The following is a 26415-nucleotide window of genomic DNA, read 5'->3' as shown; positions in this document are numbered from 1 at the left end:
ACATGGACACGCTCGTCCCGCTCCTGGTCGGGCTGCCGCTGCTGGGCGCGGCCGTCACGCTCGTGTTCGGCCGGCGCACGCGTCTGCAGGTGATCGTCACCGTCGGCACGCTGCTCGCGGTCTCGGTCATCGCGACGATCCTGCTGCTCGCGGTCGACGCCGACTCGGCGATCGCCGTCTCGGTCGGAGGCTGGCCGGTGCCCTTCGGCATCGTGCTGTACGTCGACCGCCTCGCGGCCCTGCTCGTGCTCGTGTCGAGCCTCGTGCTGGTCGCGGTCCTCCTCTTCTCGGTCGGACAGGGTGCCGCCGACGGTCCCGACGAGACGCCGATCTCGATCTTCAACCCCTCGTACCTGATCCTGGCCGCCGGCATCTTCAACGCCTTCATCGCCGGCGACCTGTTCAACCTCTATGTGGGCTTCGAGATCCTGCTGGTCGCCTCTTACGTGCTGATCACTCTCGGCAGCACGGAGTCCCGCATCCGGACGGGATCGGTCTACATCGTCGTCTCGCTCGTGTCGTCGATCCTGTTCCTCACGGCGATCGCGATGATCTACGGCGCGGTGGGCACCGTCAACATGGCGCAGATCGCCGAGCGCATGGCGGAGCTGCCGCAGGAGACCCAGCTCGTGCTGCACCTGCTGCTGGTGGTGGCCTTCGGCATCAAGGCGGCCATCTTCCCCGTATCGTTCTGGCTGCCCGACTCCTATCCGACCGCGCCCGCGCCGGTCACCGCGGTCTTCGCGGGTCTTCTGACCAAGGTCGGCGTCTACGCCCTCATCCGCACCGAGACGCAGCTCTTCGCCTCCAACAGCATCGACACGCTGCTGCTGATCGTGGCGCTGGCGACCATGATCGTGGGCGTGCTGGGCGCGGTGGCGCAAGCCGAGCTCAAGCGCATCCTGTCGTTCACGCTCGTCAGCCATGTCGGCTACATGATCTTCGGCCTCGCGATCGCGACGCCCGCCGCGTACGGGGCGACGGTGTACTACATCGTCCACCACATCATCGTGCAGACGACCCTGTTCCTGGCGGTGGGGCTCATCGAGCGCCGCGCCGGCAGCACCTCGATCCTGCGGGTCAAGGGGCTCATGAAGCTCGCTCCGATCCTGGCGATCCTCTACTTCATCCCCGCGATCAACCTCGGCGGCCTCCCGCCGATGTCGGGCTTCATCGGCAAGGTCGCGCTCTTCGAGGCGGCAGCGGACGTCGGCACCCCGATCATGATCGTCCTCATCATCGGCGGCATCGTCACCTCGCTGCTGACCCTGTATGCGCTCATGCGCGCCTGGAACCTCGCCTTCTGGCGCGAGGAGGAGGACTCAACCGACACCGAGGCGCGCATCTCCTACCTCGGCAACGCCCCCGCCGCCGACGAGCAGCAGGAGCGTCGCCGCATCCCGCGCATCATGACGGTCGCCACCGGCGGCATGGTCGCCGTGACGATCTCGCTGACGGTCTTCGCCGGGCCCCTGTACGCTCTGTGCGACCGGATCGGTGCCACGCTGTCGCATCCGGTCCAGCTCGTCGAGATCGAGAGCGAGGTGAGCGGATGACTCCCGAGGCCAAGCATGCCTTCTGGCACGACCTGTGGGTGCAGCTGCCGTTCCTCGTCTGGCTGATCGCCCTGTGGATGCTGCTGTGGGCCAGTTCACCGTGCTCGCCTTCGTGACCGGGCTCATCGTCGCCATCTTCGTCACCCGCGTCTTCCGGCTGCCGACGGTCTCCCTCGGGGGCGTCTGAACCTGTGGTACTCGGCGACCTTCATGATCCGGTTCCTCTGGGCGGTCATGATCGGCTCGTTCCTCGTCGCCGGGCAGGTGTGGAACTTCGGCCGCCAGCCCGGGGCGGCGATCATGGCCGTGCCGCTGCGCTACGCCGACGACATCATCATGACCCACGTCGCCGTCACCTCCTCGCTGATCCCCGGCTCGCTCGTGGTCGAGACAGACCGCGTCCGCCGCATCCTGTACCTGCACGTCATCGGCGTGAACTCCGCGCAGGATGTGGACCGCATGCGCGACGGCGTGCTCGAATGGGAGAAGCGCATCGTCCGCGCCGTCGGCTCGCCCGCGCAGTACCGGGCGCTCAAGGACGACGAGCGCAAGAACCGCGAGCTGCGTGCCGCGGCGAGAGGAGGCCGGTGATGGACGCTCTTCTCCTGGTGATCCAGATCGTCTTCGGGGCCGCCGCGATCCTCACGATCGTGCGCATCATCCGCGGACCCTCGATCCTCGACCGTGCCGTGGCATCCGATGTGCTCCTCACCGAGGTGCTGTGCGTGCTCGGCGCCGAGATGGCGATCAACGAGCACACCCGCAACGTGCCGGTCATGCTCATCATCGCCGCGGTGGGCGTGTTCGGGTCGATCTCGATCGCGCGGTTCGTCGCGAGAAGGGAGAACACGCCCTCATGAACATCTTCGGCTGGGACATCCCCGACACGGCGATCTCCGTGACCATCCTCCTGCTGGTGCTCGCCGGTGCCTTCCTGTGCCTCTCGGCCGCCGTCGGGCTGCTGCACTTCAAGGATGTGCCGGGTCGCCTGCACGCTGCGACCAAGCCGCAGGTGTTCGGGCTGGTGCTGATCTGCGCGGCGATCGCGCTGTCGGTGCGCGACTGGCAGGGCATCCTGGTCGGCGTCGCGCTCGTGGCGCCGATCGTGCTCATGCAGTTCGCCACGGCCCCGCTGTCGGCACACATGGTCGGCCGCCAGGCCTACCGCAACGGCACGATCGACGAGCACCACCTGATCCAGGACGACCTGGCCGACTCGAAGAAGACGCCTCCCGCCGCGGGCGGCTGAGCCGCGCGCACGACCGGTCGGCCGGGCGGTCACACGCGGGCGGAGAACGCCGCGATCAGCGTGGCCGCCGCGGCCGCATCGCTGATGAGCGTGCCGTGGCCGTGTTCCGGAATGGTCTCCAGCTCCGAGCCGGGAATCGCCTCCAGGATCTCGCGGCACCAGTCCTCGGGCGCCATCGGGTCGCGTTCGCCGCGCAGCACGAGCGTCGGGCAGCGGACGGCCGCGTAGGCCTCCTCCGGGCGGTGGGCGATGGTGGCGCGCATCTTCTTCGCAAGGTTCGGCCCGCCGCGCAGGTACTCGCGGGCGCCGCGCCAGAGCACCTTCGGTCGCTCTCCGATGAGATCGCGCAGCAGGGAGAGGGCCTGTTGTCGGATGCTGCGGGCCGTGCTGTCCACAGTGGGTCCGGCCAGCACGAGGGCGTCGACGAGCTCCGGATGCCGCGCGGCGAGCTCGGCGGCGATCTGACTGCCCATCGAATGCCCGATCACGATGACGGGGGCCTCGCCCGTGCTCCGCAGGAAGTCGGCGAGCAGCTCGGCATGGGCGCGCATCGACAGCGGCTCGGCCGGCTCGGGCGCCTCGCCGAAACCGGGGAGATCCACACCGATCACCCGTCCGGGAGGTGCGCGACGAGATCGACGAAGACGCTGCGTCCCATTCCGATGCCGTGGAGCAGCAGGTACGTGCGGGCGCCCTCGCCGAAGGCCTCGGCGACCAACTCCTCATCGCCGGAAGAGAAGGAGGAGACGGATGCCGCCACGCCCTCCGGCGCGAGCAGTCTCTCCGGCATGGTGCTCGTCCTGGTTCTAGGGCGCCGGGAGCAGCACGAGCGTGTCGACGGCCGACTGCGTGACCGCGCGCGGGCTGAAGACCCAGGGCTGCTGCTCTCCACGCGACCAGGCGTCGGTCTGGTCGGTGTAGTGCTCGTGGAAGGCGTGTCCGCTGGTTCCGGTGAGGTGGTTCCAGGTGGAGGCGTCGAAGTCGTCGAGGTCGATCACCATGCGCATGGACGGCACCGTGGTGGTGGCGTAGCCGTCGCCGATCTCCCAGCCGGTGGCGTTGACGACCGAGGCGCCGCCGCCGACCGCGTAGGGTCCGCGGTTGAACAGCGCCTCGATGGGCGCGATCCCGGACGTCCCGAAGGTGTCGTGGGTGAGGGTGATCGCGTGCAGACCGCCCCAGTTCCAGCGCGACATGGTCGGCCCCTGCAGCGAGACGAGCTCGTCGTAGGCCTGCTCCGCCGTGACGGCGAGCATGCTGTCGAGATCCGTGGCGCCGACGGCGGCGTTGGCCCACAGGGGGTTCTCCGGGTCGTCGAAGAGCTCGTCGATGACCGTGTAGAGACGGGCGTGACCGGTGACGGGCAGCGGCACGTCGCGCTCGGAGAAGAGGTTCTGCGCGAGGCGGGAGAAGAACACGTTGGCGTAGGCCGCGGCATCCGAGTCGGCGTTGTTCTGCGCATCCCAGGCGCGGACGAGTTCGATCGCCTCCTGCACCTCGGGGCGCTCGGCGCTCGTCTCGCCGAGCGCGAGCGCGAGCCGCTTGCCGAACCACATCTCGTTGTCGGCCTGGATCTCGCGCATGTCCTGCGCGGTGAGGGGCGCGATGGCCGCGCGGCGCTCGATCATGTGCGCGATGCGTCCGGCGCGGTAGCCGTAGTCCCAGTCACGGGAGAGGAAGTACCGGTAGGAGGTGTCGACGATCGCGTTGTTGGCGGTGACGATGTACCCGGATGTCGGGTTGTACACGACCGGCAGACTCTCGAAGGGGATGAAACCCTGCCAGTCGTAGGCGCTGTCCCAGCCGGGCTGGGGGAGCCAGCCGTCGCCGGCGCCGCGGATCGGCAGGCGCCCGGGGGTCTGGTAGCCGATGTTGCCCTCGGTATCGGCGTAGATGAGGTTCTGGGCGGGCACGTCGAAGAGCGAGGCGGCGTAGCGGAAGTCGTCGAAGTCCTCGGCGGTGTTCAGCGCGAAGATGGCGGATGCCGTGGTGCCGGCGTCCAGCGCCGTCCACCGCAGGCTCACGGCGAACGCTCCCTCCGGCGTCTCCGGCGCGTCGGTGAGGGGCAGCACGGCGCTGGTACCCGAGCGGGTGGCAGGGCCGACGTAGGGGTCTTCGGCGATCGCGGTGAAGTCTCCGGTGAGCCCGGAGATGATCGGGCCGTGGACGGTGGAGCGGACGGTCAGCTCGATATCATCGCCGCCGGCGACCCGGATGGTCTCGGTGTGCTCCTCCAGCGGGAGCAGCTCGCCGTCGTACCAGTAGGAGTCGCCATCGATCTTCTCGATGTAGAGGTCGGCGACGTCGGTGGTCAGGTTGGTGAAGCCCCAGGCGACGGTGTTGTTGTGGCCGATGATGACGCCGGGGATGCCGGAGAAGGTGAACCCGCCGACATCGAAGGGGCACGCCTCGCTCACGATGGTGCACCTGAGCTGCATCTGGTGCCACACCGACGGCAGCGAGGCGCCCAGGTGCGGATCGTTGGCCAGAAGCGGCATGCCCGTCTCGGTGAGGGAGCCCCCGACGACCCAGGAGTTGGAGCCGATGCCCTCGCCGGCGTCGCCGAGGAGCAGGGAGGCGGCCTCGATGACGCTGGAGGCCTCGCGCCATTCGATGCCCGCGAGCGCCGCGGCGGTCTCGTCGTCGGATGCCGGACCGGATGCCGTGCGCGTCTCCAGCGCCGGCACCGAGGAGATCGTCGGGACGATCACGGGGTTCCGCTCGAAGGGGTAGGCGGGGTAGAGCTCCTCGAGGGCGTCCAGAGCGGCATCCGCTCCGAGCTCGGAGGCCAGGAGGGCGCGGTCGGTCTCGGCCTCGATGTTGGTGCGGAGGTCCCAGGCCATGGCCTTGAGCCAGGCGACCGAGTCGGCGGGGGTCCACGGTTCGGGTTCGTAGTCGGGGTTCTGCAGGCCCAGCACGGCGTACTCGAGGGAGAGCTCGGCCCCGGAGCGGTCGGCGAGATAGGAGTTGACGCCTGCCGCGTAGGCCTCGTAGTAGGAGCGGTCGGTCTCGCTCAGCAGCTCGACCTCTTCCTCGGCGATGCGGTGCCACCCGAGCGTGCGCAGGAAGGAGTCGGTGCCGACCTGCGACTCGCCGAACAGCTCGGAGACGCGGGCGCTGGTGACGTGGCGGCGGAAGTCCATCTCCCAGAAGCGATCCTGGGCGTGCACGAAGCCCTGCGTGAAGAAGAGGTCGTGCGCGGTGGTGGCTGTCACGGTCGGGATGCCGCGGTCGTCGCGTTCGACGGTGACGCGGCCGTCGAGACCCGACAGATGCAGTTCGCCGTCGGTCTGCGGGAAGGAGCGCTGCACGGTCCAGACGAGGAAGAGTGCGACGGCGACGGCGACGGCGACCAGGATCGCGAGCACGACGAAGAGCGTCTTGCCGAGCTTGCCCCAGAGTCCGCGGCGGGAGGACGGGACGGGGACCTCGCCGGTGAGCGAGGAGACGAGGGCGGCCGAGTCAGACGTCATGGTGAAAAGCTCTCCACGGGGATGCTCTGATGAGACCGAGTCTCATCAGGTTCGGGTGCACGTATCGGGCACACATGCCTTCGCATCCTAGCGCGCCGGGATGAGGCGATCGACTGTCTGTGGACAAGTCCCGTGCAGGTCAGTCGGTGCCCGCGTCGAACATCGCGGAGTCGGATGCCGCCTCGATGGCGTCGTCGATCTCGTCGTCGCCGGTGGCGCTCGCCAGGATGTCGCCCGCCTCTCCGGCGGTGACCCGACCGACGAGCTCGCCGGTGGCTCCGCCGACCAGGCCGAGGCCGGCGTAGTGCTCGAGGCGCGCACGCGAGTCGGCGATGTCGAGGTTGCGCATCGTGAGCTGCCCGATGCGGTCGACGGGACCGAAGGCGGCATCCCCCACGCGCTCCATCGAGAGCTTCTCGGGGAGTAGGAGAGGTTCGGGCTGGTCGTGTCGAGGATCGTCCAGTCGTCGCCGCGGCGCAGGCGCAGGGTGACCGAGCCGGTGACCGAGGAGCCGACCCAGCGCTGGATGGACTCGCGCAGCATGAGCGACTGCGGCTCGAGCCAGCGGCCCTCGTACATGAGGCGCCCCAGGCGCCGACCCTGCTCGTGGTAGGTGGCGAGGGTGTCTTCGTTGAGGATGCCGTTGGCGAGGCGCTCGTAGGCGATGAACAGCAGCGCCATGCCGGGAGCCTCGTAGATGCCGCGGGACTTCGCCTCGATGATGCGGTTCTCGATCTGGTCGCTCATGCCGAGGCCGTGGCGGCCGCCGATGGCGTTGGCCTCCATGACGAGGGCGACCGGGTCGCTGTACTCGACACCGTTGATGGCGACGGGTCGCCCGCCGTCGAAGGTGACGGTGACGTCTTCGGCGGCGATCTCGACCGTCGGGTCCCAGTACCGCACGCCCATGATGGGTTCGACGGTCTCCAGCGACACGTTCAGCTGCTCGAGGGTCTTGGCCTCGTGCGTCGCGCCCCAGATGTTGGCATCGGTCGAATAGGCCTTCTCGGCCGAGTCGCGGTAGGGGAAGCCGTGCTCGACGAGCCACTCGCTCATCTCCTGGCGGCCGCCGAGCTCGGTGACGAAGTCGGCGTCGAGCCAGGGCTTGTAGATGCGCAGGCGCGGGTTGGCGAGCAGCCCGTAGCGGTAGAACCGCTCGATGTCGTTGCCCTTGTAGGTGGAGCCGTCGCCCCAGATGTCGACGCCGTCCTCCTTCATTGCGCGCACGAGCAGCGTGCCGGTGACGGCGCGGCCGAGGGGTGTCGTGTTGAAGTAGGTCCTGCCGCCGGAGCGGATGTGGAAGGCGCCGCAGGACAGCGCGACGAAGCCCTCTTCGACGAGTGCGGTCTTGCAGTCGACCAGGCGCGAGGCCTCGGCGCCGTATTCGAGGGCGCGGCCGGGGATCGAGTCGATGTCGTCTTCGTCGTACTGCCCGAGATCGCCGGTGTACGAGTAGGGGACGGCGCCCTTGTCGCGCATCCAGGCCACGGCGACGGAGGTGTCGAGACCCCCGGAGAAGGCGATGCCGACGCGCTCGCCGACGGGCAGGGACTGGAGGACTTTCGACATGGACTCAGTCTATCGGGGCCGCATTCCCGGTGCCGTCGCCTACTTTCGAAATAAGGGTCATCACCATAGGGTGAGAGGCGGAGTGCCTGCGAAGAGGGGCTGGTAGCTCTGAGGACCAAGGGGGCAACCGTGCGACTTCGAAAGTCACGCCGTGTGGCCGCGCTTGCGAGCGCGGCGCTGATACTCGGTCTGGGGCTCGCGCCATCGGCGGCGCTGGCCGACGAGATCTCGGGCGTCACGACGATCACGAAGGAGGCGTCGGCGCAGGAGGTGGCACCGGGCGAGACCTTCACCTACACCATCACCGTCGGCTGCTCGTCCATCACCGAGAACGGCTGCTTCGACGCACAGGTGACCGACCTCGTCCCCGACGAGTTCGAGATCGTCGACGTGGCGGTGGGCGGTGCGGCATCCGATACTCCGGCCATCGACGGGCAGAGCATCGTGGTCGATTTCACCGAGGATCTCGGGGGCGGGATCCAGGGCCTGTGGGACAGCTCCACGGCGACGATCACCGTGACCGTCCGGGTGCGCGACGACCTCCCCTACGAGGCGAACGGCGTCCCGCTCGACAACCACGCCTCGATCACCTCCAGCAACTCGGAGACCAAGGAGGACGTCGCCACGGTCGTGCCGGTCATCCCCTGCAGCTCGCGACGGATGCCACGAAGTCCCTGGATCCGACCAGTGCCCTCGCCGTGCCGGGAACCCAGGTCACCGCGACGCTCGGCGGCACGAACTCCTCCAACGCGACGGTGGACTCCCTCGCGATCCAGGATCCCTCGAATCCGGACGCCGCACCCAGTCCCTTCGAGTACCTGGGCTTCACCGGCTTCGGCTCCGTGACCCCGCCCGACGGCGCGGATCACCCCGGGAGCACCGTCTACGAGGTGTACGTCGACGGCGGCTGGGTCGAGGTCGATGCCGGCTACGGCCCTGATCCGGATGTCCGCGGCACGCGCGTGACCTTCCACGGCGACATCCCCGCCGGAGCCGAGGCCGCTGTCTCGCTCGATCTCGTGCACACCGATCTGGTCCTGGAGCAGTCCGACGGCTTCACCGTGACCAACACCGTGCAGAGCGAGGTCTCGCTGGGCGAGGAGTCCGCCACGGGCGAGAGCTCCGCCACGCACACCCTCCGCGAGGACATCATCGTCGTCGAGCCCGGCAAGACCTTCGACCCGCACGTCGTGGTCCCGGGGGAGTCGAGCACCGTGACCCTCACGGCGACGAACGGCTCGAGCTCGCCGATCGACACCCTCACGATCTCCGAGCCCTCTTCCGGGGCCTTCGATGAGAACATCGTCTTCGCCGGCTTCACCGGCCCGGTCGTGTACCCCGAGGGCGCGACGGATGCCGTGATCACGCTGCTGCCGAGCGGCGAGACGATCACCGTCGCCGACGGTGCGACGCCGGTGCTTCCCGACGGCGTCGATCCGGCATCCGTCACGGGGTTCGAGATCACCTTCACGGGTGACATCCAACCCGATGCGACCGCGACGGTGCCCTTCGGCGTCAGGGCGGCGGACGACATCCCGATCCTGGACCTGCCGCTCGCGGTGAACAACGAGATCACCGTGACCGGCGAGCGCGGCCCGACGAGCGCGAGCGAGACCGCCGAGGACACGCTCCACATCTACGAGGAGCAGATCGACACCTGGATCTCCAAGCAGGTCCGCCCGAGCCAGATCCTCGCGGTGCCGGGCCAATCGGTCACCGTCTCGCTCAACGGCGGGCTCGCGGAGCGCCCCGACCCCGAGGGCGACAATCCGAACTACGGCTCGACCGTCGATGCGGATCAGGTCGTCCTGCAGGATCCGGCCGACGTTCCCGCGGGCGAAGGGGAATGGTGGGACTCCTTCAACATCACCTCAATCACGCAGACGCCGATCCCGGCCGACTCCACGCTGACGATCGAGTACTACGACACGACCGACGGCACGTGGAAGGTGTTCTCGGGTCCGATCGCCGGGCCGGCCATCCACTCCGAGCAGATCCCGCCGGAGATCCAGGCGGTCGCCGGTGGCATCCGATTCGTCTACGACTACACCGGCACCGAGTCGAACGGCTTCCCTCCGGGTACCGAATTCGCGCCGAACTTCACGAGCGAGCTGCGCAGCGACTCGCGCGTCTCGCCCGAAACCCCGGCGTTCGATGCCGAGAACGGCGGAACGCTGGAGAACTGCGCGACCTCGGAGGGCACGATCGACGCCTCGTCCGAGGGGCCGGATGCCACGGCCGACGCTCCCGCCTGCTCGCAGGTCGAACTCATCCCGGTCGATCCGGGCCCCGGCGCCGACCTGATCGACAAGGAATGGTTGACCTCCAGCTCCGGAGGGACAAGGCCGTGATCTCGCGCTCGGGCGACACGATCCCGCGCGCCTGTACTGGTCGACCGGCGGTCATGCCTTCGACGAGGTGCATCTGACCGACATCGACGATCCCGCGGGAACCGCGATCGGCGACAGCGTCTTCGACGCCTTCAACCTCGTCTCTGTGGAGCCCATCACCCAGACGCAGGATCCGTACATCGCCTTCGACGCGGTCGACCGCGTCGAGCTGTTCAACGAGGTCTTCGGTGAGTGGGAGCCGACCGCGACGGACCCCTGCGCCGGCACCGCGTGCCACGGCACCTTCCCGGCTACACGCTGACCGAGGCCGAGCAGCTCACCACGATCGGTGTGCGCCTCGTCTACGTGGAGAACCCGGACCGCGCCCAGGTGCTGGCCGACCTCTACGACGTGGACCCGGCTGCGGCCCTGGCCGCGCCGCAGGTCGGCACGGGCGTGACCCGCTCGATCCCCACGACCGCACGGTCGACCTGGTCTTCCAGATCCGTGACGAGCGACGCGACACGACCAACCCCGACCCGTGCTGGGCGAGTACGGATTCAACGTCGCGGGGACAACGGCGTCGTGCACAACTCCGTGCGTGCCTCCGGCTATCTCGACGGCGAACTCCTCCGCGAGGATGTGGAGGGCGACGAACTCGTCATCACGGATGTGCCGCTGACGACGACGACGCAGAAGACCTGGACGGGCGGCCCGCTCGCCGTCCCGGCCCGGGGACGGCGCCCTCGGAGTACCCGGCCAGCCGCGTGCGCATCCGCACGATGAACACGACACCGGCGATGGTCGACCAGTTGGTGATCTCCGATCCGGGCACCCCCGGCGACGCGATGCCGTTCGACGCGTTCAACCTCGCCCGGATCTTCGACATCACCGAGCCCGCCGGCGCGGACCCGGGGTTGACGCAGGTGTACTTCGACCGCGAGGACGGATCCACGAGCGTCGTCGATCGGGCCGCAGCGTTGAGCGCGACCGAGGCCTCGCTGGCGGACGTCGTCGGCGTGCGCATCGAGTTCAACGGTCGCATCGAGTCGGCGGCCGTCGCCGATGTGCGATTCGACCTGCGTCTTCGCCCGACCCTGCGCGGATCCGGGGCCGATGTCACCCTCGAGCAGAGCCCGATCGTCAACGAGGCGCACGGCTCGGTGTCCGACCTCGGCGGCGAGTATGGCCGCTACGCCGAGGACCAGGACGACGCCGTCATCGCCCTGGAGAGTCCGACCTTCGGGGTCACGACGACCAAGTCGATCACCCCGGCGCAGCAGAAGGCCGCCGACACGAGCCCCGTGACCGTGCGTCTGGGCGTGGAGCCGACCGGGAGCGCCTGGGCGTCGCAGACGACCGTGACCGAGGGCGACGCGACGTTCTGGAACGTCATGGACTTCGTCGGCGTCGATCCTTCGTTCGCGCTCAACGACCCGATCGATCAGGTCCGCATCGAGGTCATCCGCGGCGCCGTGTTCACGGGCGACCCGGGTGACGGCGAGCTCATCGTGACCGGGTACACCGAAGACGAGTCGAACTGGGAGACGGCCGTCGTCGGCACCGCCGCGGTGATCCAGGCCTGGTCGGAGGCGCTCAGCGACGCCGACGGCATCCAGGCGCTGCGCTTCACCTATTCCGCGGCCGACGGCGCCCCGATCGTCCATACCGGCCAGGAGATCCCGCTGCTGTTCGAGCGCCGCGCCGAGATGCGCTCCGGCGGGGAGGTCCCGATACGAACGTGATCAACGAGCCCGCCCGGGTGAAGAGGCCGCCGGCATCTTCTGGAACACCATCCAGGCGACGGCGACCTCGGTGGAGATCGACGAGGCCGGCAACCGGCTGGAGGCGGATGCCGAGGAGCACGCCGAGTACCGGTTCCTCACCGACCCGACGTCTGTGTCCGTCCAGAAGCTGCCCACCGGCGTGCGACCGACCGGGCAGTTGATCCCGTTCACGCTGTCGTTCACCAACACGGGAGAGACCGACATCCACGAGCCGATCTTCACGGACTTCATCCCGCAGGACGCGGACGGCCCGATGCTGATCCTTGACCCGGACCGTGACCCGAGCGCATCACCGTACTCCTTCGCGCTCACGGGTCCCGATCCCACGAGCGAGCAGGAGCCCGGTGTCCCGTGGAACCGGCTGCCGACGAACGCCGCCGGAATGTCGATCTCCGAGTCGGAGGAGCAGATCGTCTTCACGATGCCCGAGGGCACGGCGCTGGGCGTGGGGCAGACATACACGATCACGGTGCCGATGATGTTCCGCCCCGGTGTGCAGGCGAACGTCCCGGTGACCAACGAGACATCGATCACCGCCACCGATCCGGCCCAGTCGTTCACCGAGTGTTCCGTCCGCCCGGGCGAGGGCAGGGCGAGCCGCCGCTCGAGCCGGTCATGGACTGCTTCGACGACACGACGGTGACGCCGATGGTCCAGCCCGCACTCTCCAGTCGCAAGTACGTGCGCGCGGAGGTGCCCGCGCATGGCGCGGAGAGCGAGACGGTCGCGGGCATCCCCGCCTGCCGCGACGGCAGCGCCGCCGATGCCGACGGCTTCTTCCGCGCTCCGTGCGTACCCGTGACGACGCCGGGCACGGACGTCACCTGGCGGTTCGTGATGACGAACTCGGGAACGCTCCCGATCGACCGGGCGGTCGCGATCGACCACCTGCCGACCCGGGCGACCAGGGCGTCATCGTGCAGCTGCCCCGCGGCTCGCAGTGGGAAGGCGTCTTCGACGACTTCGAGAGCATCGAGCTCGTCGATGCCCGGCGGGTGCGGCGCTGTCGGTCTTCTACACGGCCTCCGACACCCCCTGCACGGTCGACCTCAACCCGCTGGCCTCGGGATGCGCCGCCGGTCAGTGGCTCACGCAGGCCGAGTTCGAGGCGAACCAGGGCGGGGCGGAGCTGGTGCGCAGCATCAAGTTCGTCATCGACTTCGCCGAGGACGCGCTCCTGGAGCCCGGTCACACCGCCACGCTGCAGTTCCGCACCCACACGCAGCCCTTCCTGGACCCGCTGGCCGCATACCCGGTCGCCTGGAACACGGTCGCCGTCGGCGGTCGGGCGCTGGAGAGCGGCACCCATGTGCAGGTGCCCAGCACCGAGGGCCGGCGGGTCGGCGTGACCTACCCACCGGCTCCATGCGCATCGTGAAGGTCGTCTCCGGTGACGGCGCCGAGTTCGCCCCGGACACGTTCCCGAACGTCGCGGTGCTCTGCTACGTCGACGACCACCTGAACGACGGCACCGTCGAGGAGGTGCTCGTCGAGAGCCTCGGCACCGTCACGCTCATCCCGGGCACACCGATCACGGTGTCGGCGATCCCGGCGCCGGCGCGCTGCGAGGTCAGCGAACCCGAGCAGGGCGACGAGTTCTGGAACGGCCAGACGTCCTGGTCGACGGACCCGGCCGAGCCTGTGGACGTCCTGCCGACACGGTCGCAGATCGTGCCCCCCGTCGAGACGGTCACGGTCGACAACGTCTTCGACGTCGGCGGCTTCGAGCTCGGCAAGGTCGTCGTGAACCCCGCGACCGATCAGGACGGCGCCCCGATCGCCCTGACCGACGAGTACGAGTTCACCGTGGTGTGCACGTTCCTCGGCGACGAGGTGCTGAACGAGACGGTCACGCTCGACGCCGGGGGCTCCGAGGTGTTCGACGGGCTTCCCGTCGGCGCCGAGTGCGAGGTGACCGAGTCGGATGCCGCGAATGCCGCCAGCACCGAGAACAGCGTCACCGTCGGCGGAGGCACTCCCGTGACGGAGGAGGGCGCCGTCGCCGAGTTCGAGATCGTCGCCGGCGAGGAGCCTGAGGTTCTCGTCGAGTTCACCAATCTCTACGAGGTGAACGGGCTGGAGATCACCAAGGAGATCACCGGCTCGGGGGCCGAGCAGTGGGGTACGGGTCCCTTCACGATCCAGGTGGTCTGCACGCTCGACTTCGCCGAGACCAACCCGGTCTACGACGCCGAGCACACCGTCACCCCCGAAGAGCCGACCGTCACGATCGGGAACCTGCCCTCGGGCGCCGAGTGCGAGGTGACCGAGCCGGACACCGGCGGCGCCACCGACACGTCGATCGATCCCTCCGGACCGGTGACCATCGGCGACGCCGATGCGGACGCCGTGATCGTCACGGTGACGAACGTGTTCGAGACCGGCGGTCTGCAGATCCTCAAGGAGGTCACCGGCCCCGGCGCCCCCGTGCTGTCGGACGGTCCCTTCGTCTTCGAGGTGATCTGCGTCTATCTCGAAGAAGAGGTGATCTCGGAGACGGTCACCCTCACCGGCGACGGCTCGGGCGAGCCGATCGAGTCGGAGCCCATCCTGGGGATCCCGGTGGGCGCGGACTGCACGGTCACCGAGGTCGATGCCGGAGGGGCCGACGAGACGCCGGCTCCGGTCACGGTGATGATCCCGGCCGAGGACCCGCAGACAGGTCCGGTGACGATCGTGGTGGGCTTCGTGAACACCTTCTCCGCGGCGACTGCGAGCATCGAGAAGGTCATCGACGGGGCAGCCGCCGAAGAGGACTGGGCGACCGAGGCCGTGTTCACGGTCATCGCGACCTGCGAGCTCGACATCGACGGCACGCGGACGACGGTGTACTCGGGCGAGTATCGGATCCAGGGCGGCGAGATCGTGGATCTGACCCATCCGGACGGATCGCCGGTGATGCTGCCGTTGGGCAGTCACTGCTTCATCGAGGAGACCGTGACCGGCGGCGCGACGGCGGCATCGGTCAGCCACGACGGCTATGACAACGCCCTGGTGGTCGAGGAGGGCGATGAGGTGCAGGTGCTCGAGCTCGTGGCGACCAACACCTTCGAGTACGCCGGCTTCGACGTGACCAAGACGGTCACCGGCACGGGTGCCGCCGAGGGCCGCGCGAAGACCTTCGAGATCGTGGCGGTCTGCGTGTTCGACCAGGGCGGGGAGCAGCCGTTGACGGTGCTCGACGAGACCTTCCCGATCACCCATGGCGAGACGGTGACGTTCGAGAGTCTCCCTGTCGGTGCCGACTGCACGGTGAGCGAATCGGATGCCGCGGGCGCGGTCGAGACGAAGATGACCGTCTCCGGCGGTGACGCGGTGACCGAGGCGGAGTTCACGCTCCTGGAGGACGAATCGGTCTCGGTCGAGATCGAGAACGTCTTCGAGGCGCCGATGCCCGCCACCGGCTTCGACGCGAGCCGCTTGTGGGTCATCGGCGGAATCGCCGCCGCGGTGCTCGCGCTCGGCGGCGTCCTCCTGCTGGTGTCGCGTCGGCATCGCAAGGACGGCGCAGACGTCTCAGACGACTGAGAGCGAAGCCCGATCGGGCCTTCCCCTGCTGATCGGTAGGATGGAAGCGCCCGATCGGGCCAACTAGCCAGGGGGTCAGCCATGCCAGGAATCGTCATCGTCGGCGTGCAGTGGGGCGACGAAGGAAAGGGCAAGGCGACCGACCTGCTCGGTGAGCGCACCGACTGGGTGGTGAAGTTCAACGGCGGCAACAACGCCGGGCACACGGTGGTCGTCGGCGACGAGAAGTACGCGCTGCACCTGCTTCCCTCCGGCATCCTGTCGCCCGGGGTCACGCCGATCATCGGCAACGGCGTGGTCGTCGACCTCGAGGTGCTCTTCTTCGAGCTCGAGGCGCTCTCGGCCCGCGGCATCGACGTCTCGCGCCTGCGGGTGAGCGCGAACGCGCACATCATCACCCACTACCACCGCACGCTCGACAAGGTCACCGAGCGCTTCCTCGGCAAGCGCCAGATCGGCACGACCGGCCGCGGCATCGGGCCCGCGTACGCCGACAAGATCAACCGCGTCGGCATCCGGGTGCAGGACCTCTTCGACGAGAACATCTTGCGTCAGAAGGTCGAGGGCGCGCTCGACCAGAAGAACCACCTGCTGGTGAAGGTCTTCAACCGCCGGGCGATCACCTGCGACGAGATCGTCGACGACCTGCTCTCCTACGCAGAGCGACTGCGTCCGATGGTCGCCGACACCGGGCACCTCATCGCCGAGGCACTCGACCGCGGCGAGGTCGTCGTCTTCGAGGGCGGCCAGGCCACCATGCTCGACGTCGATCACGGCACCTATCCCTTCGTGACGTCGTCGACGGCGACGGCGGCGGGTGCGGCATCCGGCTCCGGGGTCGGACCCTCGCGCCTGGACCGCATCGTCGGCATCGTCAAGGCGTACACGACGCGCGTCGGCTCCGGGCCCTTCCCGACCGAGCTGTTCGACGAGAGCGGCGACTGGCTGCGTTCGCGCGGCTTCGAGTTCGGCACGACGACCGGTCGCCCGCGCCGGGTCGGCTGGTACGACGCGCCGATCACCCGCTACGCCACGCGCATCAACGGGATCACCGACCTCGTGCTCACCAAGCTCGACATCCTCACCGGCCTCGACGAGATCCCGGTCTGCGTCGCCTACGACGTCGACGGCACGCGCTTCGACGACGTGCCGGTGAACCAGACCGACTTCCATCACGCCAAGCCCATCCTGGAGTACTTCCCGGGCTGGCAGGAGGACATCTCGGGCGCCCGCACCTTCGACGATCTGCCGCAGAACGCGCAGGACTACGTGCGGGCGCTGGAGGCGATGAGCAACACCCGCATCTCGGTCATCGGCGTCGGTCCCGCACGCGACGAGGTCATCGTGCGCCACGATCTCCTCGACTGATCAGCCGGCGTCGGGGCGCTGCGGTCAGCCGCCGATCGCCTGCCGCGCCTTCTCCTGCGCCGTGGCGAGGAGCTCGCGGCGGTTGTCGGTGACCCGTCCGAGCTCGACGGCGAGCCGGGGATGATCGGAGATCAGCTCCTCGACGAGGTCACGGGGCACCGAGAAGGTCGTCACGACCGACGTCGCGCGCGCCGTGTCGTTCTCCGGCTGCTGCGTGTAGACGCCGAGGCCCACCGCCTCAGGGGCCGAGAGGGCGTGATAGTCGAGTGAACGCCCCTCCGTCGTCGCCGTGAGCATCACGCGGCCGTCGATGATGAAACGTAGGCTGGGCGCCACGGTTCCCGCACGCGTCAGGGCCTCTCCGGTGCCGAACCGCTCGATGCGTCCGCGCTCGTCCAGGCGCGCGGTGTCTTCAGGAGAGAACGACAGCCTCTGCGAGACGCGCCGCGCCGCCTCCGCGTGGCGCTCGGCCGTCGACACCCCGTCGCCCGACTCGTCGTCGAGATGAAGCCCCGCCCGGCGCGCGGCGAACCACAGCCAGCCCACCAGCAGCGCGATCGTCGGACCCTCGTCGGCGGGCCGGGCGACGGCGATCGATACCCGGTACTTCCCGGCTCCGCCCGGGGTGACGGCGACGGGAGTGTCGGGAAGGCGCAGCGGAAGGTCGCGCGCGACCGACTGGACGAGCGCCTCCACGTCGTTGGGGCATCCGTTTTGGAGAAGCTCAGATCGGTCTGGGCCTCATAGAAGTCGGTGACGCGCGAGAGGTTCGTGAAGCTGGACCCGGCGAGGGATGCCGTGGGCACGATGTGCGTGCCGTTGCCCGTGTCGATGTGCACCGCTCGCCAGTTCACCTCGACCACGCGCCCGCGCAACGAACCCGTCTCGAGCCAGTCGCCCAGCTTGAAGGGCTGCTCGAACAACAGCAGGAGACCGGAGACGACGGAGCCGGCGGCGTTCTGCAGGGCGAGACCGATGACGATCGACGTGACGCCCAGCGCTGTGAAGAGGCCGCCGACGTCCGCACCCCACACCCATTGGAACAGCAGCGCGAAGCAGACGACGATGACGACGAGCTTGATGATGTCGATGAAGATCGACGGGATGCGCTGTCGCCATGAGCCGCGTTCGGCCGTCGCGAAGAGGGCGAAGTTCAGCAGGTTGATGACGATGAGGATCAGCACGAAGCCGAAGATCGTCGCGATGATCCGCGACCAGTTCACCTCGAGTTCGAGGTCGTCGACCTGGGACAGCAGCAGCAGGAGTGCTCCGAGCGGCAGCGCGAAGTTGCGGATAAGCCGAATGATGCCCGCGGCGCGGCTGCGCCGGCGCTCCAGCGCCCGCATGATCTCGGTGCACACGACGAGCAGCACCGGCAACCCGACCGTGACGATGACGACGGGCCAGAACCAGGACTGGGCCCAGGGTTCAGACACGGGAGTCCTCCGTGGCGAGGCGCCAGGCGCGCTGGGACCCGGACTTCGTGTCGACGGTGCCGATGTCGGTGACGGGGAACATGTCGCCGAGCCGGTCGACGGCGCGCTGCGACAGTACGATGCCCGGTTCGGTTTCTGCGTCCTGCAGGCGGTAGGCGAGGTTCACGGCGTCGCCCCACATGTCGTAGATGACGGAGTTGCGTCCTACGAGGCCGGTCGTGACATGGCCGCTGTCGACGCCGGCCCGGAGCGAGAGCTGCGCACCCCACTGGGTCGCGAGCCGGTCGACGAGCCTCTGGGCGCCGACCGCGAACTCGACGACGCGACGTGCGCTGTCCACGCGGGGCACCGACAGTCCACAGCTGGCGAGGTAGCCCTGCTTGCTCGTGCGGACGCGTTCGACGCCGAGCTGCTCGGCGAGCGCATCCAACCCCGTCACGATCTCGTTGAGTGCCGTGAGCGAGCGGGAGGAGTCCATGCCGTCGGTGTAGGCGTCGAAACCGGCGATGTCCGCGTAGATGACGGTCACGTCCGTGTGGTCCTCCACGATTGTCTCGTCGCCCTGCCGGTAGCGTTCGGCGACGGTCGCGGGCATGAGCGAGAGCAGCATCCGTTCGCTTTCGGCCCGTTCGGCGTCCAGCAGGTCTGCTTTCGTCTGCAGGTTCCGGGAGAGATCGTTGAACGCGCTGCCGAGCTCCGCGAACTCGTCGCGTGTCCTCGTGTCCACCTCCACGTCGCGTTCGCCGGCGGCGACGCTGCGCACGCCCTTCATCAGCCGATCGAGCGGGTTCGTGAAGACGCGTGCGAGCAGCAGCGAGAGCACGGCGACGACCAGCACGAGCGCTCCGGCGGAGATCAGGACGATGCGGGTGAAGTCGTCGACGGGCGCGAACGCCTCCGCCTCGTCGATGCTCGCGACGATCACCCAGTGCGGTCCGCCGGTGTCGACCGGTGCGAAGGATGCCAGCCGGCTGGTGCCGAGGTAGCCCGGCGCGACGATCGTGCCCGCTTCTCCCCGGAGGGCCCGGTTCACAGCGGGTGTATCGGCGGGCTGGAGGAGCACGGTGCCCGCGATGGCGGCCATGCGTTCTGCCGTCGCCGGGGGCGTCCCGCTGTTGATGGCCTTCTCGGCGTACGTCTCGGGGGACTCGACGATGGCTCGGGACACCGATCTCATCAGGCGGTCGGCTCCGACGATGTAGGCCTCCCCGGTGCGCCCGAAGCCCTGTTCCGCCCAGCCCTCGTCGCCGGTGAGGACGGCGTTGATGGTGTCTATAGGGATCTGGATGGCGAGCGCGCCGGTGATCGAACCATCACGGCCCACAGGAGAGACCACCCAGGCGTTGGGGATGTTGAGGGAGGGAGATACCTCTCGAAATCGGTGATGACGACCGTGTCGAGCGTATTGCTGCGCATGACCTCGGTGAACGCGGCGGTGAGGACGGTGTCGCTCATGGGCTGCTCGTGCAGACTCAGACCGAGGTCGATCCCTTTGTAGGCGGTGTAGACGATGCGTCCCTCAGGGTTGATCAGCAGCACGTCCTCGTAGCCGAGGTCATCGATCAGCCCCTTGAAGTACGGATGGTACTTCGCGTGCGCTTCCGACCAGGCGCTCCCGTCTCCGGCGTCCAGAATGGTGAGCGCCTGGTCGAAGTCGGTGTTCTGCGCCGTGTATGCGGCCTGCAGGTGCTGTCCTGCCGAGGTCGCCGGGAAAAGCGCCTCCGGTTCGAACGTGAGACCGCTGCGTTCGGTGAGCATCGGGAGGTAGTGCTCACTGAGGTAGTCGAGCAGGGTCTGCTGTTCAACGGGCGAGATCGGAATCTCATCGAGTTCGTCGAATGCCGCATTGAATGCCGCCGACGCCTCGACCGTGTCGGAGGTGCGTGAGTCGAGCACGACTCCATTTCGAAGAGTCCGGAGGGCGACCTCGAGTTCATGGGCGCGGAGTTCACGGATCGTCGTCATACGATCGAAGGCGGCCTCACGCAGTGACTCGCGTCCGTTGAGGTAGCCGATGATGCCCGTCACCGCGATGGAGATCATCGCGACGAGCAGCAGCATGATGAGGAGCTTGGACTGGATGCCGAGGCCGACGAGCAGTAGCGGGCTCCGACGGACGCGGGCAGCGGTCTCGCTGTTCAATCGGCTCTCCTGTACGAGGCTGGGTCCGGATTCAGGGGTGCTGCGGTCGTCGAGGCTGGAGGCGACGCCCAGGGGAGCCTACCGATATATCGGTTTGCCGTCCAGAGTCGGATGGTGAGACGATCGCACGACAGGCGGTGCACGGGGTGGTGATATGAGGGAAGGGCTCCAGCCCGTCGGCGCAGGGCGGACGGGCTCAGCGAGATCGTCTACGAGCGCATCGGATCGGCGATCCTCGATGGGCGGCTGGCCCGGGAGAGCGCCTGCGCGACACCGAGCTCGCCGCGCAGCTGCAGGTGTCGCGCACCCCGGTGCGCGAGGCCATTCTGCGCCTCGCGCGTATCGGGCTCGTCGAGATCGCCGCGAACCGTTTCACCCGCGTCACTTCCCCGACCCCGGAGCTCAGCGCGCAGACCCTGGAGTACACGGGCTATCAGGCGGGCATCGCGATGCGCATGGCCCTGCCGAGGATGACGGATGCGGAGGCCGGCGTCGCCATCGAGCTGCTCGATCAGATGATCGTCGCCTCGACCTCCGGCGATGTGCTCACCCTCTACTCCGTCAGCCGCTCGCTCTATCGGCACATCGCCTCTCTGACGGGGAACGCCGTGTTCGCCACGATGATGCGCGAGGCCGGTCTCGCGCTGGAGCGCAACCTGCGCGGTACGCGCCCCATGCTGGGCTCGACGGCCCAGCGCGACGAGATGTATCGCGGCCTGCGTGCGGCGATCGAGCGACGCGACGCCGATGCCGCCGAACGCTGGGTGCGCGAGCAGCACGGTCTCGGGCGGTCGCGCTCGCGCCCTCGGAACCCGGCGACGACGTCTCGACCTGACCCGCCGGCCGACGCTGCCTGGATAGGATGAGGACCCATGAGATTCCTCGTCAGCGGCTACGACGCCGGAATGGGGGAAGCGCCACCGGCATCGGCCTGATCGAGGCCGGGGAGTCGGATGCCGCATCCGGCGCGCTCGCATACCTCGGCGACGCGGTGACGGTCGCGGGCTCGCCCTCATGGGTCGCGCGGCATCCGACGCTCGATCTGCTCTACGCCGCCATGGAGGGCGACGGGACGCTCCAGGCCTTCCGGCGCACCGGGAGTCGACGTGGGCGCCGCTGGGCGTGCCCGTCGAGGCGGGCGACCTCGTCTGCCACGTCGCCGTCTCGCCCGACGGCACGGTGCTGCTGGCGGCGTGCTGGGGCGACGGCCGCCTCGTCGGTATGCCCCTGGACGGTCAGGGCCTGCCGGGTTCGCCGGTGCTCGCCGATACGGCGTCCGATCCCTTCGCGGCCCCGGGCTCGACGACTTCGGCGGCGTGGCCACGGGCGAGGAGCCGCGCGTCTCGCGCTCTCATCAGAGCACGTTCCTGCCCGGCGGGCTCATCGCCACGACCGATCTGGGCTTCGATCTCGTGCGGCTCTGGCGACGGGGACGGATGCCGGCGCGCTGCGGCTCGCACAGGAGGTCGTGCTGCCGGCGGGCACCGGCCCACGGCATGCGGTGTGGCATCCGAGCGGGCACCTCTACGTCGTGACGGAGCTGTCGAACGAGGTCTACGTCCTTGCCCCTCGGTCGAGGGCGTCTGGCGCATCGTGAGCGCGACGGTGCTGAGCCGGCAGCGCTGCCGGGCGATGCCGCCGCGGAGCTCTGCGCCTCCCACGACGCGGAGTTCCTCTACGCGGGGTGCGGGCAGCAACACGATCGCAGCGCTGCGGGTGCGCGGCGACGGCTCGCATCTCGCCCCGTCGCCGTCGTCGAGTCGGGGTGAACTGGCCGCGGCATCATGTGGTCGTGCACGACACGCTGCTGGTCGCGGGCAGCTGTCGAACGAGGTGGTCTCGCTCACGGTCGATCTGCGCACCGGCGTGCCGGGGCGTGTGCGTCACCGGGTCGAGGCGCCCTCACCGACGCAGCTGCTCGCCTGGTCTGAGGCAGCGCCCTCCGCAGCCGCCCCTGGCCGCCCGCCGGATTCACCCGTACTGTGCAAGGGGACACTCGGACGATCCCGGAGGGCAGGTTCGCAATGACGACCGATGAGTATGACGTGATCGTCCTCTGCGCGGGTCCGGTCGGCGAGAACGTGGCCGACCGGGTGGTGCAGGCGGGGCTCATCGCCGCGATCGTGGAGAGCGAGCTCGTCGGCGGCGAGTGCTCTTATTGGGCGTGCATGCCGTCGAAGGCCCTGCTCCGTCCGGGCGCGGCCCGCAGGGCGCTGGTCGGCGTGCGGGGCGCGGGTCTGCCCGGTGAGCTCGACGTCCCCGCCGTCTTCGCCCGGCGCGACGCGTTCGCCGCGGAGTGGTCGGATGCCGGACAGGTCGCCTGGTTGGAGGGCGCCGGCATCGCGCTGGTCCGCGGGCACGGGCGCGTGAGCGGGGAGCGCGAGGTCATGGTCACGGATGCCGCGGGCGCCTCCCGCCGGCTCGTCGCCCGGAGCGCCGTCGTCATCGCGACCGGCTCGGAGGCGGTGATCCCCGGCATCGACGGTCTCGCCGGTGCGCGGCCGTGGACGAGCCGCGAGGCGACGAGTGCGCAGGAGATCCCGCAGTCACTCGCGATCATCGGCGGGGCGTGGTGGCGGTGGAGATGGCGACCGCCTTCTCCGACCTCGGCGCCGAGGTCACCCTGCTCGCCCGCGGCACGCTGCTGTCGGGCTTCGAGTCCTTCGCCGGCGAGCGGGTGGCCACTGCCCTGCGCGAGCGCGGCGTCGACGTGCGCCTGGGAGCCGAGGTCGCGCGGGTCGGCCGCGATGCGGACGGCGTCCACGTGACACTGGGCGAGGGCGAGGAGGTGCGGGCAGCGGAGGTGCTCGTCGCGGCGGGGCGCCGCCCCGCATCCGGGATCTCGGTCTGGAGGCGCTCGGGCTCGACCCGGGCGAGGCCCTCGACACCGACGACACCCTGCGCGTGACCGGGATCGACTGGCTCTACGCCGTGGGCGATGCGAACGGTCGTGCGCCGCTGACCCACCAGGGCAAGTATCAGGCCCGGGCCGCCGGGGATGCGATCGCCGCGCGCGCCCGGGAGGGGACGTCGATGTCGGTCCCTGGGACGGCACGCGGTCACCGCCGACGACCGCGCCGTGCCGCAGGTCGTCTTCACGGATCCGGAGGTGGCCGCGGTCGGACTCACCGCGCAGGCGGCCCGCGATGCCGGGCTCGATGCGGCATCCGTCGACGTGGAGTTCGGGTCGGTAGCCGGCGCCGGGCTTCACCGCGACGGCTACCGCGGACAGGCGCGCCTCGTGCTCGACCGGGAGCGCGAGACGATCGTCGGGGCGACGTTCGTCGGCCCGGATGTCGCCGAGCTCCTGCACGCGGCGACCGTCGCGATCGTCGGAGAGGTGCCGCTGGAGCGCCTGTGGCATGCGGTCCCGGCCTACCCGACGATGAGCGAGGTCTGGCTGCGGCTCCTGGAGGCGCACGGCCGCCCGGCGTGATCGCGGAGCGGGAGGGCTTTCGCGCTAGACGCGGGCGTCCTGCCGCGGGAACCAGATCTGTTTGATGATGATGAGGATCGACGCCGTCACCGGCACCGCCACCAGCGCACCCAGCAGCCCCAGGAGCGTGCCGCCGACGAGGGCGCCGATCACGACGAGCGCGCCGGGGATCGAGACCGCCTTGTTCATGACCCTCGGCGTCAGCACATAGGCCTCGAGCTGCATGTAGATGAGGTAGGCGATGCCGAAGATCAGCGCCGAAATCGGGCTGCTCAGCAGTGCCAGACCCGTGCCGATGACCCAGAAGATCACCGAACCGACCAGCGGGATGAGCGTGATGGCGAAGGCGATGGTGGCCAGCAGCAGCGGGAAGGGCAGCCCCAGCACGAGATACATGATGAACACGAACACCGAGTTGAAGAACGCCAGCGTCACCATGCCCATGACGTAGCTGCCGACCGAGTCGGTGATCTGGTCGGTGATGGTCGCCACGTTCTCGCGGTCTCGGGCCGGGGCGAAGCGGAACAGCGCCTGCTTCATCGCGGGCAGCGTCGCCACGAAATACAGCGTCAGCACGAGCACGATGATGGCGCCCGAGATGGCGGAAGCGATCCCGACGCCGATCTGCACTGCCCCTCCGCCGATCGCCGCGATATTGCTCGGATCGGTCAGGAACGACTGGATCTCGCCGAGGAGGTGCTCCAGAGGCTCACCGAACTGAGCCTCGAGCCGCGCGTAGAAGTCGCTGTGCAGGAAGTTCTGGATCGTCTCGGGGATGCCCTGGATGAACAGCGACACCTGCTCGACCACGGTCGGGATGATCGAGGAGATCACGATGCCGACCACGACGAGCAGCCCCAGGATCACGCTCGCCGTCGCGAGCCCGCGCGACATGCCGCGGCGCTCGAGGAAGCGCACCGCCGGGTCGAGGCCGAGGGCGGCGAAGAGGGCGAGGGTGACATAGATGAGGACGGTCGCGAGGTTCGAGAGGGCCAGTCCCAGCACGAACGCGGCCAGGCCGCCGAGGGTGAAGAGGAAGCCGAGGACGAACGGCCGGTCGATGCGCGACCAGATCGAGCGCGTCGGCGGCTCGGGCTCGACGACCGGCTTCAGCCTGTAGCTGCGCTCGGATGCGGCAGCGGCGGGCGCGGCATCCGAAGCCTCGGGCGGAACTGCTTCCTCGCTCGCGGGCGCGTCTGTGCTCATGCGCTCACTCTAGACCCGCGCGTTCCCGGGCAGGCAGAGGCGCGCTATCGTCGAAGTGCGATCGATGAAGGAGCCCCATGACTGACGCCGAGAACGCCCGTGCCGAACTTCTGCGCCTGCGCGCGAGCATCGACAACATCGACGCGGCGCTCATCTTCCTCCTCGCCGAGCGCTTCCGGGCCACGCAGCAGGTGGGGCATCTGAAGGCGGAGCACGAGATGCCGGCATCCGACCCCGCCCGCGAGGAGCAGCAGGTCGCCCGGCTCAAGGCGCTCGCCGAGGAGGCGCACCTGGACCCGGAGTTCGCCGAGAAGTGGTTCAACTTCGTCGTCGCCGAGGTCATCCGCCATCACACCGAGGCCGCCTCGGGTCGCTGAGCCTGCATCAGAGGCGTGACAGGTCGCATCCGGATGCCGCGGGCACGCCAGAACGGGATGCCGCGGTACCCGAGCTGCGACATCCCCGAACGGAGGCGAATGACCGCCGTGTTCCCCGATTTCCCCATTTGACACGGCCGGCATGGACGCGGGAGTCGGCTCCCCAGTGACTCCCTGCATCATCGCCTGTGTATTAAGAGCGGGCGCCTCCGCCCCTGATACATCCCGGACGAGAAAGTTTCAGAAACCGGCGCCGTGGCATTGGAACGAGGTGCGATGGCCCGTGCCGGCGTGCGCCTGCGCCAGCGCGGCGGCCGGCGCGAGACCAGCCGCCAGGCCCGTGTGCAGCGCGGTGAGGAGATCCCCGGCGACGTCGTCGGGCACGGTCGCGGGCGCCGCGATGACGCAGCGGGCGCCGGCGTGCAGCCAGACACGCGTCATCCCGAGCGCCTCCTCGCCCCAGCGCACCGACGAGCGTCCGAGCTCGCAGGCCGAGAGCACGACCAGGTCCGGCACGCGGGGATGAGGTCGACGTCGTAGCCGAAGAGCGTGCCGTCGGCCAGTTCGAGACCGGAGAAGAGCGGGTTGTCGACCGCGTGTCGGCCGTGGGCGGCGACGTGCAGGACGTCGACGCCGCTCGCGAGCCCGATGACGGCCGTGACCGTCGCCTCGTCGCCGGTGAGCACCCGGGCATCCGGCCAGGAGAGGGCAGACTGGCGCACCTCGGCCGCGCCCCGCGGGACGCGCGGGCCCGACGCGAGTCCGATGCGGACGGGGGCGCGTGGCCGCCCCGGTGGCGCAGCCAGGCGGAGGCGGATTCGGCGAGCGTGAACGAGATGCCCTGCATCCCGGGCAGCATGCCCCAGGGGAGCCCGGCGAGGACCCCGGGGTGGTCAGGACCAGCCGACGGATGGGTCCCGCCGCCGCGAGCACGGGAGACAGGAGCGCAGCGTCGAGC

General features: G+C 69.2%; 28 protein-coding genes and 2 pseudogenes. 19 read left to right on the top strand and 11 right to left on the bottom strand.

Features of this window, described 5'->3' with window-relative positions; all coding sequences use genetic code 11:
- Window positions 1-2: 2 nt before the first annotated feature.
- From KAE78_RS05410 to mnhG, 4 genes are all read left to right on the top strand, one after another.
- Complete coding sequence (locus tag KAE78_RS05410) at window positions 3-1556, top strand: Na+/H+ antiporter subunit D (protein WP_223172084.1); 1554 nt, start codon at window positions 3-5, stop codon at window positions 1554-1556.
- A 210-nt stretch (window positions 1557-1766) separates the two neighbouring features.
- Window positions 1767-2147, top strand: a complete 381-nt coding sequence (locus tag KAE78_RS05405) for a Na+/H+ antiporter subunit E (RefSeq protein WP_262927767.1) — start codon at window positions 1767-1769, stop codon at window positions 2145-2147.
- Complete coding sequence (locus tag KAE78_RS05400) at window positions 2147-2416, top strand: monovalent cation/H+ antiporter complex subunit F (protein ID WP_223172083.1); 270 nt, start codon at window positions 2147-2149, stop codon at window positions 2414-2416. Before KAE78_RS05405 ends, KAE78_RS05400 begins: the two co-directional genes overlap by 1 nt.
- Entirely contained in the window at window positions 2413-2805 is a 393-nt protein-coding gene (gene mnhG, locus KAE78_RS05395; protein WP_223172082.1) for a monovalent cation/H(+) antiporter subunit G, read from the top strand. Before KAE78_RS05400 ends, mnhG begins: the two co-directional genes overlap by 4 nt.
- A gap of 29 nt (window positions 2806-2834) precedes the next feature.
- On the opposite strand, the gene KAE78_RS05390 is transcribed toward mnhG, so the two are convergent.
- The 4 genes and pseudogenes from KAE78_RS05390 to argG all read right to left on the bottom strand — a co-directional run bounded on the left by KAE78_RS05390 (window position 2835) and on the right by argG (window position 7847).
- Complete coding sequence (locus tag KAE78_RS05390; protein ID WP_223172081.1) at window positions 2835-3416, bottom strand: alpha/beta fold hydrolase; 582 nt, start codon at window positions 3414-3416, stop codon at window positions 2835-2837.
- Window positions 3413-3595 (bottom strand): hypothetical protein, encoded by a 183-nt coding sequence (locus tag KAE78_RS05385; RefSeq protein WP_223172080.1) that lies wholly within the window; start codon window positions 3593-3595, stop codon window positions 3413-3415. The genes KAE78_RS05390 and KAE78_RS05385 overlap by 4 nt, the downstream gene beginning before the upstream one ends.
- A gap of 16 nt (window positions 3596-3611) precedes the next feature.
- Window positions 3612-6278, bottom strand: a complete 2667-nt coding sequence (locus KAE78_RS05380) for a penicillin acylase family protein (RefSeq protein WP_223172079.1) — start codon at window positions 6276-6278, stop codon at window positions 3612-3614.
- A 139-nt stretch (window positions 6279-6417) separates the two neighbouring features.
- Window positions 6418-7847 (bottom strand): annotated as a pseudogene (argG, locus tag KAE78_RS05375) (argininosuccinate synthase).
- Between the two features lie 153 nt (window positions 7848-8000).
- On the opposite strand from argG, the gene KAE78_RS05370 reads away from it, so the two are divergent.
- From KAE78_RS05370 to KAE78_RS05330, 9 genes are all read left to right on the top strand, one after another.
- On the top strand, window positions 8001-8693 hold the full coding sequence (locus KAE78_RS05370; protein WP_223172078.1) for an isopeptide-forming domain-containing fimbrial protein: 693 nt from the start codon (window positions 8001-8003) through the stop codon (window positions 8691-8693).
- Window positions 8603-10198, top strand: a complete 1596-nt coding sequence (locus tag KAE78_RS05365; protein WP_223172077.1) for a hypothetical protein — start codon at window positions 8603-8605, stop codon at window positions 10196-10198. The genes KAE78_RS05370 and KAE78_RS05365 overlap by 91 nt, the downstream gene beginning before the upstream one ends.
- Window positions 10199-10265: 67 nt before the next feature.
- Window positions 10266-10499 carry a hypothetical protein gene (locus KAE78_RS05360; RefSeq protein ID WP_223172076.1) on the top strand — a complete coding sequence of 78 codons (234 nt, stop codon included), beginning with the start codon at window positions 10266-10268 and terminating at the stop codon, window positions 10497-10499.
- Window positions 10469-10963, top strand: a complete 495-nt coding sequence (locus tag KAE78_RS05355; RefSeq protein ID WP_223172075.1) for a hypothetical protein — start codon at window positions 10469-10471, stop codon at window positions 10961-10963. Before KAE78_RS05360 ends, KAE78_RS05355 begins: the two co-directional genes overlap by 31 nt.
- Entirely contained in the window at window positions 10960-11922 is a 963-nt protein-coding gene (locus KAE78_RS05350; RefSeq protein WP_223172074.1) for a hypothetical protein, read from the top strand. Before KAE78_RS05355 ends, KAE78_RS05350 begins: the two co-directional genes overlap by 4 nt.
- A gap of 70 nt (window positions 11923-11992) precedes the next feature.
- Window positions 11993-12607, top strand: a complete 615-nt coding sequence (locus tag KAE78_RS05345; RefSeq protein ID WP_223172073.1) for a hypothetical protein — start codon at window positions 11993-11995, stop codon at window positions 12605-12607.
- Between the two features lie 297 nt (window positions 12608-12904).
- Window positions 12905-13342 carry a hypothetical protein gene (locus KAE78_RS05340; RefSeq protein ID WP_223172072.1) on the top strand — a complete coding sequence of 146 codons (438 nt, stop codon included), beginning with the start codon at window positions 12905-12907 and terminating at the stop codon, window positions 13340-13342.
- Window positions 13330-15492 carry a DUF5979 domain-containing protein gene (locus KAE78_RS05335; protein WP_223172071.1) on the top strand — a complete coding sequence of 721 codons (2163 nt, stop codon included), beginning with the start codon at window positions 13330-13332 and terminating at the stop codon, window positions 15490-15492. Before KAE78_RS05340 ends, KAE78_RS05335 begins: the two co-directional genes overlap by 13 nt.
- 81 nt (window positions 15493-15573) lie before the next feature.
- Window positions 15574-16860 (top strand): adenylosuccinate synthase, encoded by a 1287-nt coding sequence (locus tag KAE78_RS05330; protein ID WP_223172070.1) that lies wholly within the window; start codon window positions 15574-15576, stop codon window positions 16858-16860.
- Window positions 16861-16884: 24 nt separating this feature from the next.
- Here KAE78_RS05330 and KAE78_RS05325 read toward each other — a convergent pair whose 3' ends face one another.
- Genes KAE78_RS05325 through KAE78_RS05310 form a run of 4 tightly spaced genes read right to left on the bottom strand, consistent with a single transcriptional unit; the run spans window position 16885 to window position 20438 of the window.
- Window positions 16885-17196 carry a hypothetical protein gene (locus KAE78_RS05325; protein WP_411155988.1) on the bottom strand — a complete coding sequence of 104 codons (312 nt, stop codon included), beginning with the start codon at window positions 17194-17196 and terminating at the stop codon, window positions 16885-16887.
- A 14-nt stretch (window positions 17197-17210) separates the two neighbouring features.
- Window positions 17211-18296: a mechanosensitive ion channel family protein gene (locus KAE78_RS05320; RefSeq protein WP_223172068.1), complete on the bottom strand. Its 1086-nt coding sequence runs from the start codon at window positions 18294-18296 to the stop codon at window positions 17211-17213.
- A complete protein-coding gene (locus KAE78_RS05315) occupies window positions 18289-19632 on the bottom strand; it encodes an adenylate/guanylate cyclase domain-containing protein (protein WP_223172067.1) in 1344 nt (447 codons plus the stop codon). The genes KAE78_RS05320 and KAE78_RS05315 overlap by 8 nt, the downstream gene beginning before the upstream one ends.
- A complete protein-coding gene (locus tag KAE78_RS05310) occupies window positions 19569-20438 on the bottom strand; it encodes a hypothetical protein (RefSeq protein WP_223172066.1) in 870 nt (289 codons plus the stop codon). The genes KAE78_RS05315 and KAE78_RS05310 overlap by 64 nt, the downstream gene beginning before the upstream one ends.
- A gap of 296 nt (window positions 20439-20734) precedes the next feature.
- Between KAE78_RS05310 and KAE78_RS05305 the strand changes: the two genes are divergently transcribed.
- The 5 genes and pseudogenes from KAE78_RS05305 to KAE78_RS05285 all read left to right on the top strand — a co-directional run bounded on the left by KAE78_RS05305 (window position 20735) and on the right by KAE78_RS05285 (window position 23874).
- Window positions 20735-21304, top strand: a complete 570-nt coding sequence (locus tag KAE78_RS05305; RefSeq protein WP_262927766.1) for a GntR family transcriptional regulator — start codon at window positions 20735-20737, stop codon at window positions 21302-21304.
- A 450-nt stretch (window positions 21305-21754) separates the two neighbouring features.
- Window positions 21755-21973 (top strand): hypothetical protein, encoded by a 219-nt coding sequence (locus tag KAE78_RS05300; RefSeq protein ID WP_223172547.1) that lies wholly within the window; start codon window positions 21755-21757, stop codon window positions 21971-21973.
- Window positions 21940-22035: a lactonase family protein gene (locus tag KAE78_RS05295; protein ID WP_223172405.1), complete on the top strand. Its 96-nt coding sequence runs from the start codon at window positions 21940-21942 to the stop codon at window positions 22033-22035. The genes KAE78_RS05300 and KAE78_RS05295 overlap by 34 nt, the downstream gene beginning before the upstream one ends.
- Complete coding sequence (locus KAE78_RS05290; RefSeq protein ID WP_223172065.1) at window positions 22032-22466, top strand: hypothetical protein; 435 nt, start codon at window positions 22032-22034, stop codon at window positions 22464-22466. The genes KAE78_RS05295 and KAE78_RS05290 overlap by 4 nt, the downstream gene beginning before the upstream one ends.
- Window positions 22463-23874, top strand: a pseudogene (locus tag KAE78_RS05285) (dihydrolipoyl dehydrogenase family protein). Before KAE78_RS05290 ends, KAE78_RS05285 begins: the two are co-directional and overlap by 4 nt.
- A 24-nt stretch (window positions 23875-23898) precedes the next feature.
- Here KAE78_RS05285 and KAE78_RS05280 read toward each other — a convergent pair.
- Window positions 23899-25080: an AI-2E family transporter gene (locus KAE78_RS05280; protein WP_223172064.1), complete on the bottom strand. Its 1182-nt coding sequence runs from the start codon at window positions 25078-25080 to the stop codon at window positions 23899-23901.
- Window positions 25081-25157: 77 nt separating this feature from the next.
- On the opposite strand from KAE78_RS05280, the gene KAE78_RS05275 reads away from it, so the two are divergent.
- On the top strand, window positions 25158-25457 hold the full coding sequence (locus tag KAE78_RS05275) for a chorismate mutase (RefSeq protein ID WP_223172063.1): 300 nt from the start codon (window positions 25158-25160) through the stop codon (window positions 25455-25457).
- 240 nt (window positions 25458-25697) lie between these two features.
- On the opposite strand, the gene KAE78_RS05270 is transcribed toward KAE78_RS05275, so the two are convergent.
- Together KAE78_RS05270 and KAE78_RS05265 are read right to left on the bottom strand one after the other, a co-directional pair.
- A complete protein-coding gene (locus KAE78_RS05270; protein ID WP_262927765.1) occupies window positions 25698-25958 on the bottom strand; it encodes a CHAT domain-containing protein in 261 nt (86 codons plus the stop codon).
- The gene (locus tag KAE78_RS05265; protein WP_223172061.1) at window positions 25895-26179 is read right to left on the bottom strand and encodes a CHAT domain-containing protein; all 285 of its coding nucleotides are present in this window, start codon (window positions 26177-26179) and stop codon (window positions 25895-25897) included. Before KAE78_RS05265 ends, KAE78_RS05270 begins: the two co-directional genes overlap by 64 nt.
- Window positions 26180-26415 lie beyond the last annotated feature (236 nt).

It is taken from the genome of Microbacterium sp. NIBRBAC000506063 (assembly GCF_017968845.1).
Taxonomy (GTDB): domain Bacteria; phylum Actinomycetota; class Actinomycetes; order Actinomycetales; family Microbacteriaceae; genus Microbacterium.
Note: the sequence above shows the minus strand (reverse complement) of the source record. Positions and strands in the feature narration are given on the sequence as shown.

Bases quoted from the DNA above. Each gene is read 5' to 3' on its own strand.
- KAE78_RS05410 (WP_223172084.1), top strand. From the start codon at position 3: ATGGACACGCTCGTCCCGCTCCTGGTCGGGCTGCCGCTGCTGGGCGCG.
- KAE78_RS05405 (WP_262927767.1), top strand. From the start codon at position 1,767: ATGATCCGGTTCCTCTGGGCGGTCATGATCGGCTCGTTCCTCGTCGCC.
- KAE78_RS05400 (WP_223172083.1), top strand. From the start codon at position 2,147: ATGGACGCTCTTCTCCTGGTGATCCAGATCGTCTTCGGGGCCGCCGCG.
- mnhG (WP_223172082.1), top strand. From the start codon at position 2,413: ATGAACATCTTCGGCTGGGACATCCCCGACACGGCGATCTCCGTGACC.
- KAE78_RS05385 (WP_223172080.1), bottom strand. From the start codon at position 3,595: ATGCCGGAGAGACTGCTCGCGCCGGAGGGCGTGGCGGCATCCGTCTCC.
- KAE78_RS05380 (WP_223172079.1), bottom strand. From the start codon at position 6,278: ATGACGTCTGACTCGGCCGCCCTCGTCTCCTCGCTCACCGGCGAGGTC.
- KAE78_RS05350 (WP_223172074.1), top strand. From the start codon at position 10,960: ATGAACACGACACCGGCGATGGTCGACCAGTTGGTGATCTCCGATCCG.
- KAE78_RS05335 (WP_223172071.1), top strand. From the start codon at position 13,330: ATGCGCATCGTGAAGGTCGTCTCCGGTGACGGCGCCGAGTTCGCCCCG.
- KAE78_RS05330 (WP_223172070.1), top strand. From the start codon at position 15,574: ATGCCAGGAATCGTCATCGTCGGCGTGCAGTGGGGCGACGAAGGAAAG.
- KAE78_RS05280 (WP_223172064.1), bottom strand. From the start codon at position 25,080: ATGAGCACAGACGCGCCCGCGAGCGAGGAAGCAGTTCCGCCCGAGGCT.
- KAE78_RS05275 (WP_223172063.1), top strand. From the start codon at position 25,158: ATGACTGACGCCGAGAACGCCCGTGCCGAACTTCTGCGCCTGCGCGCG.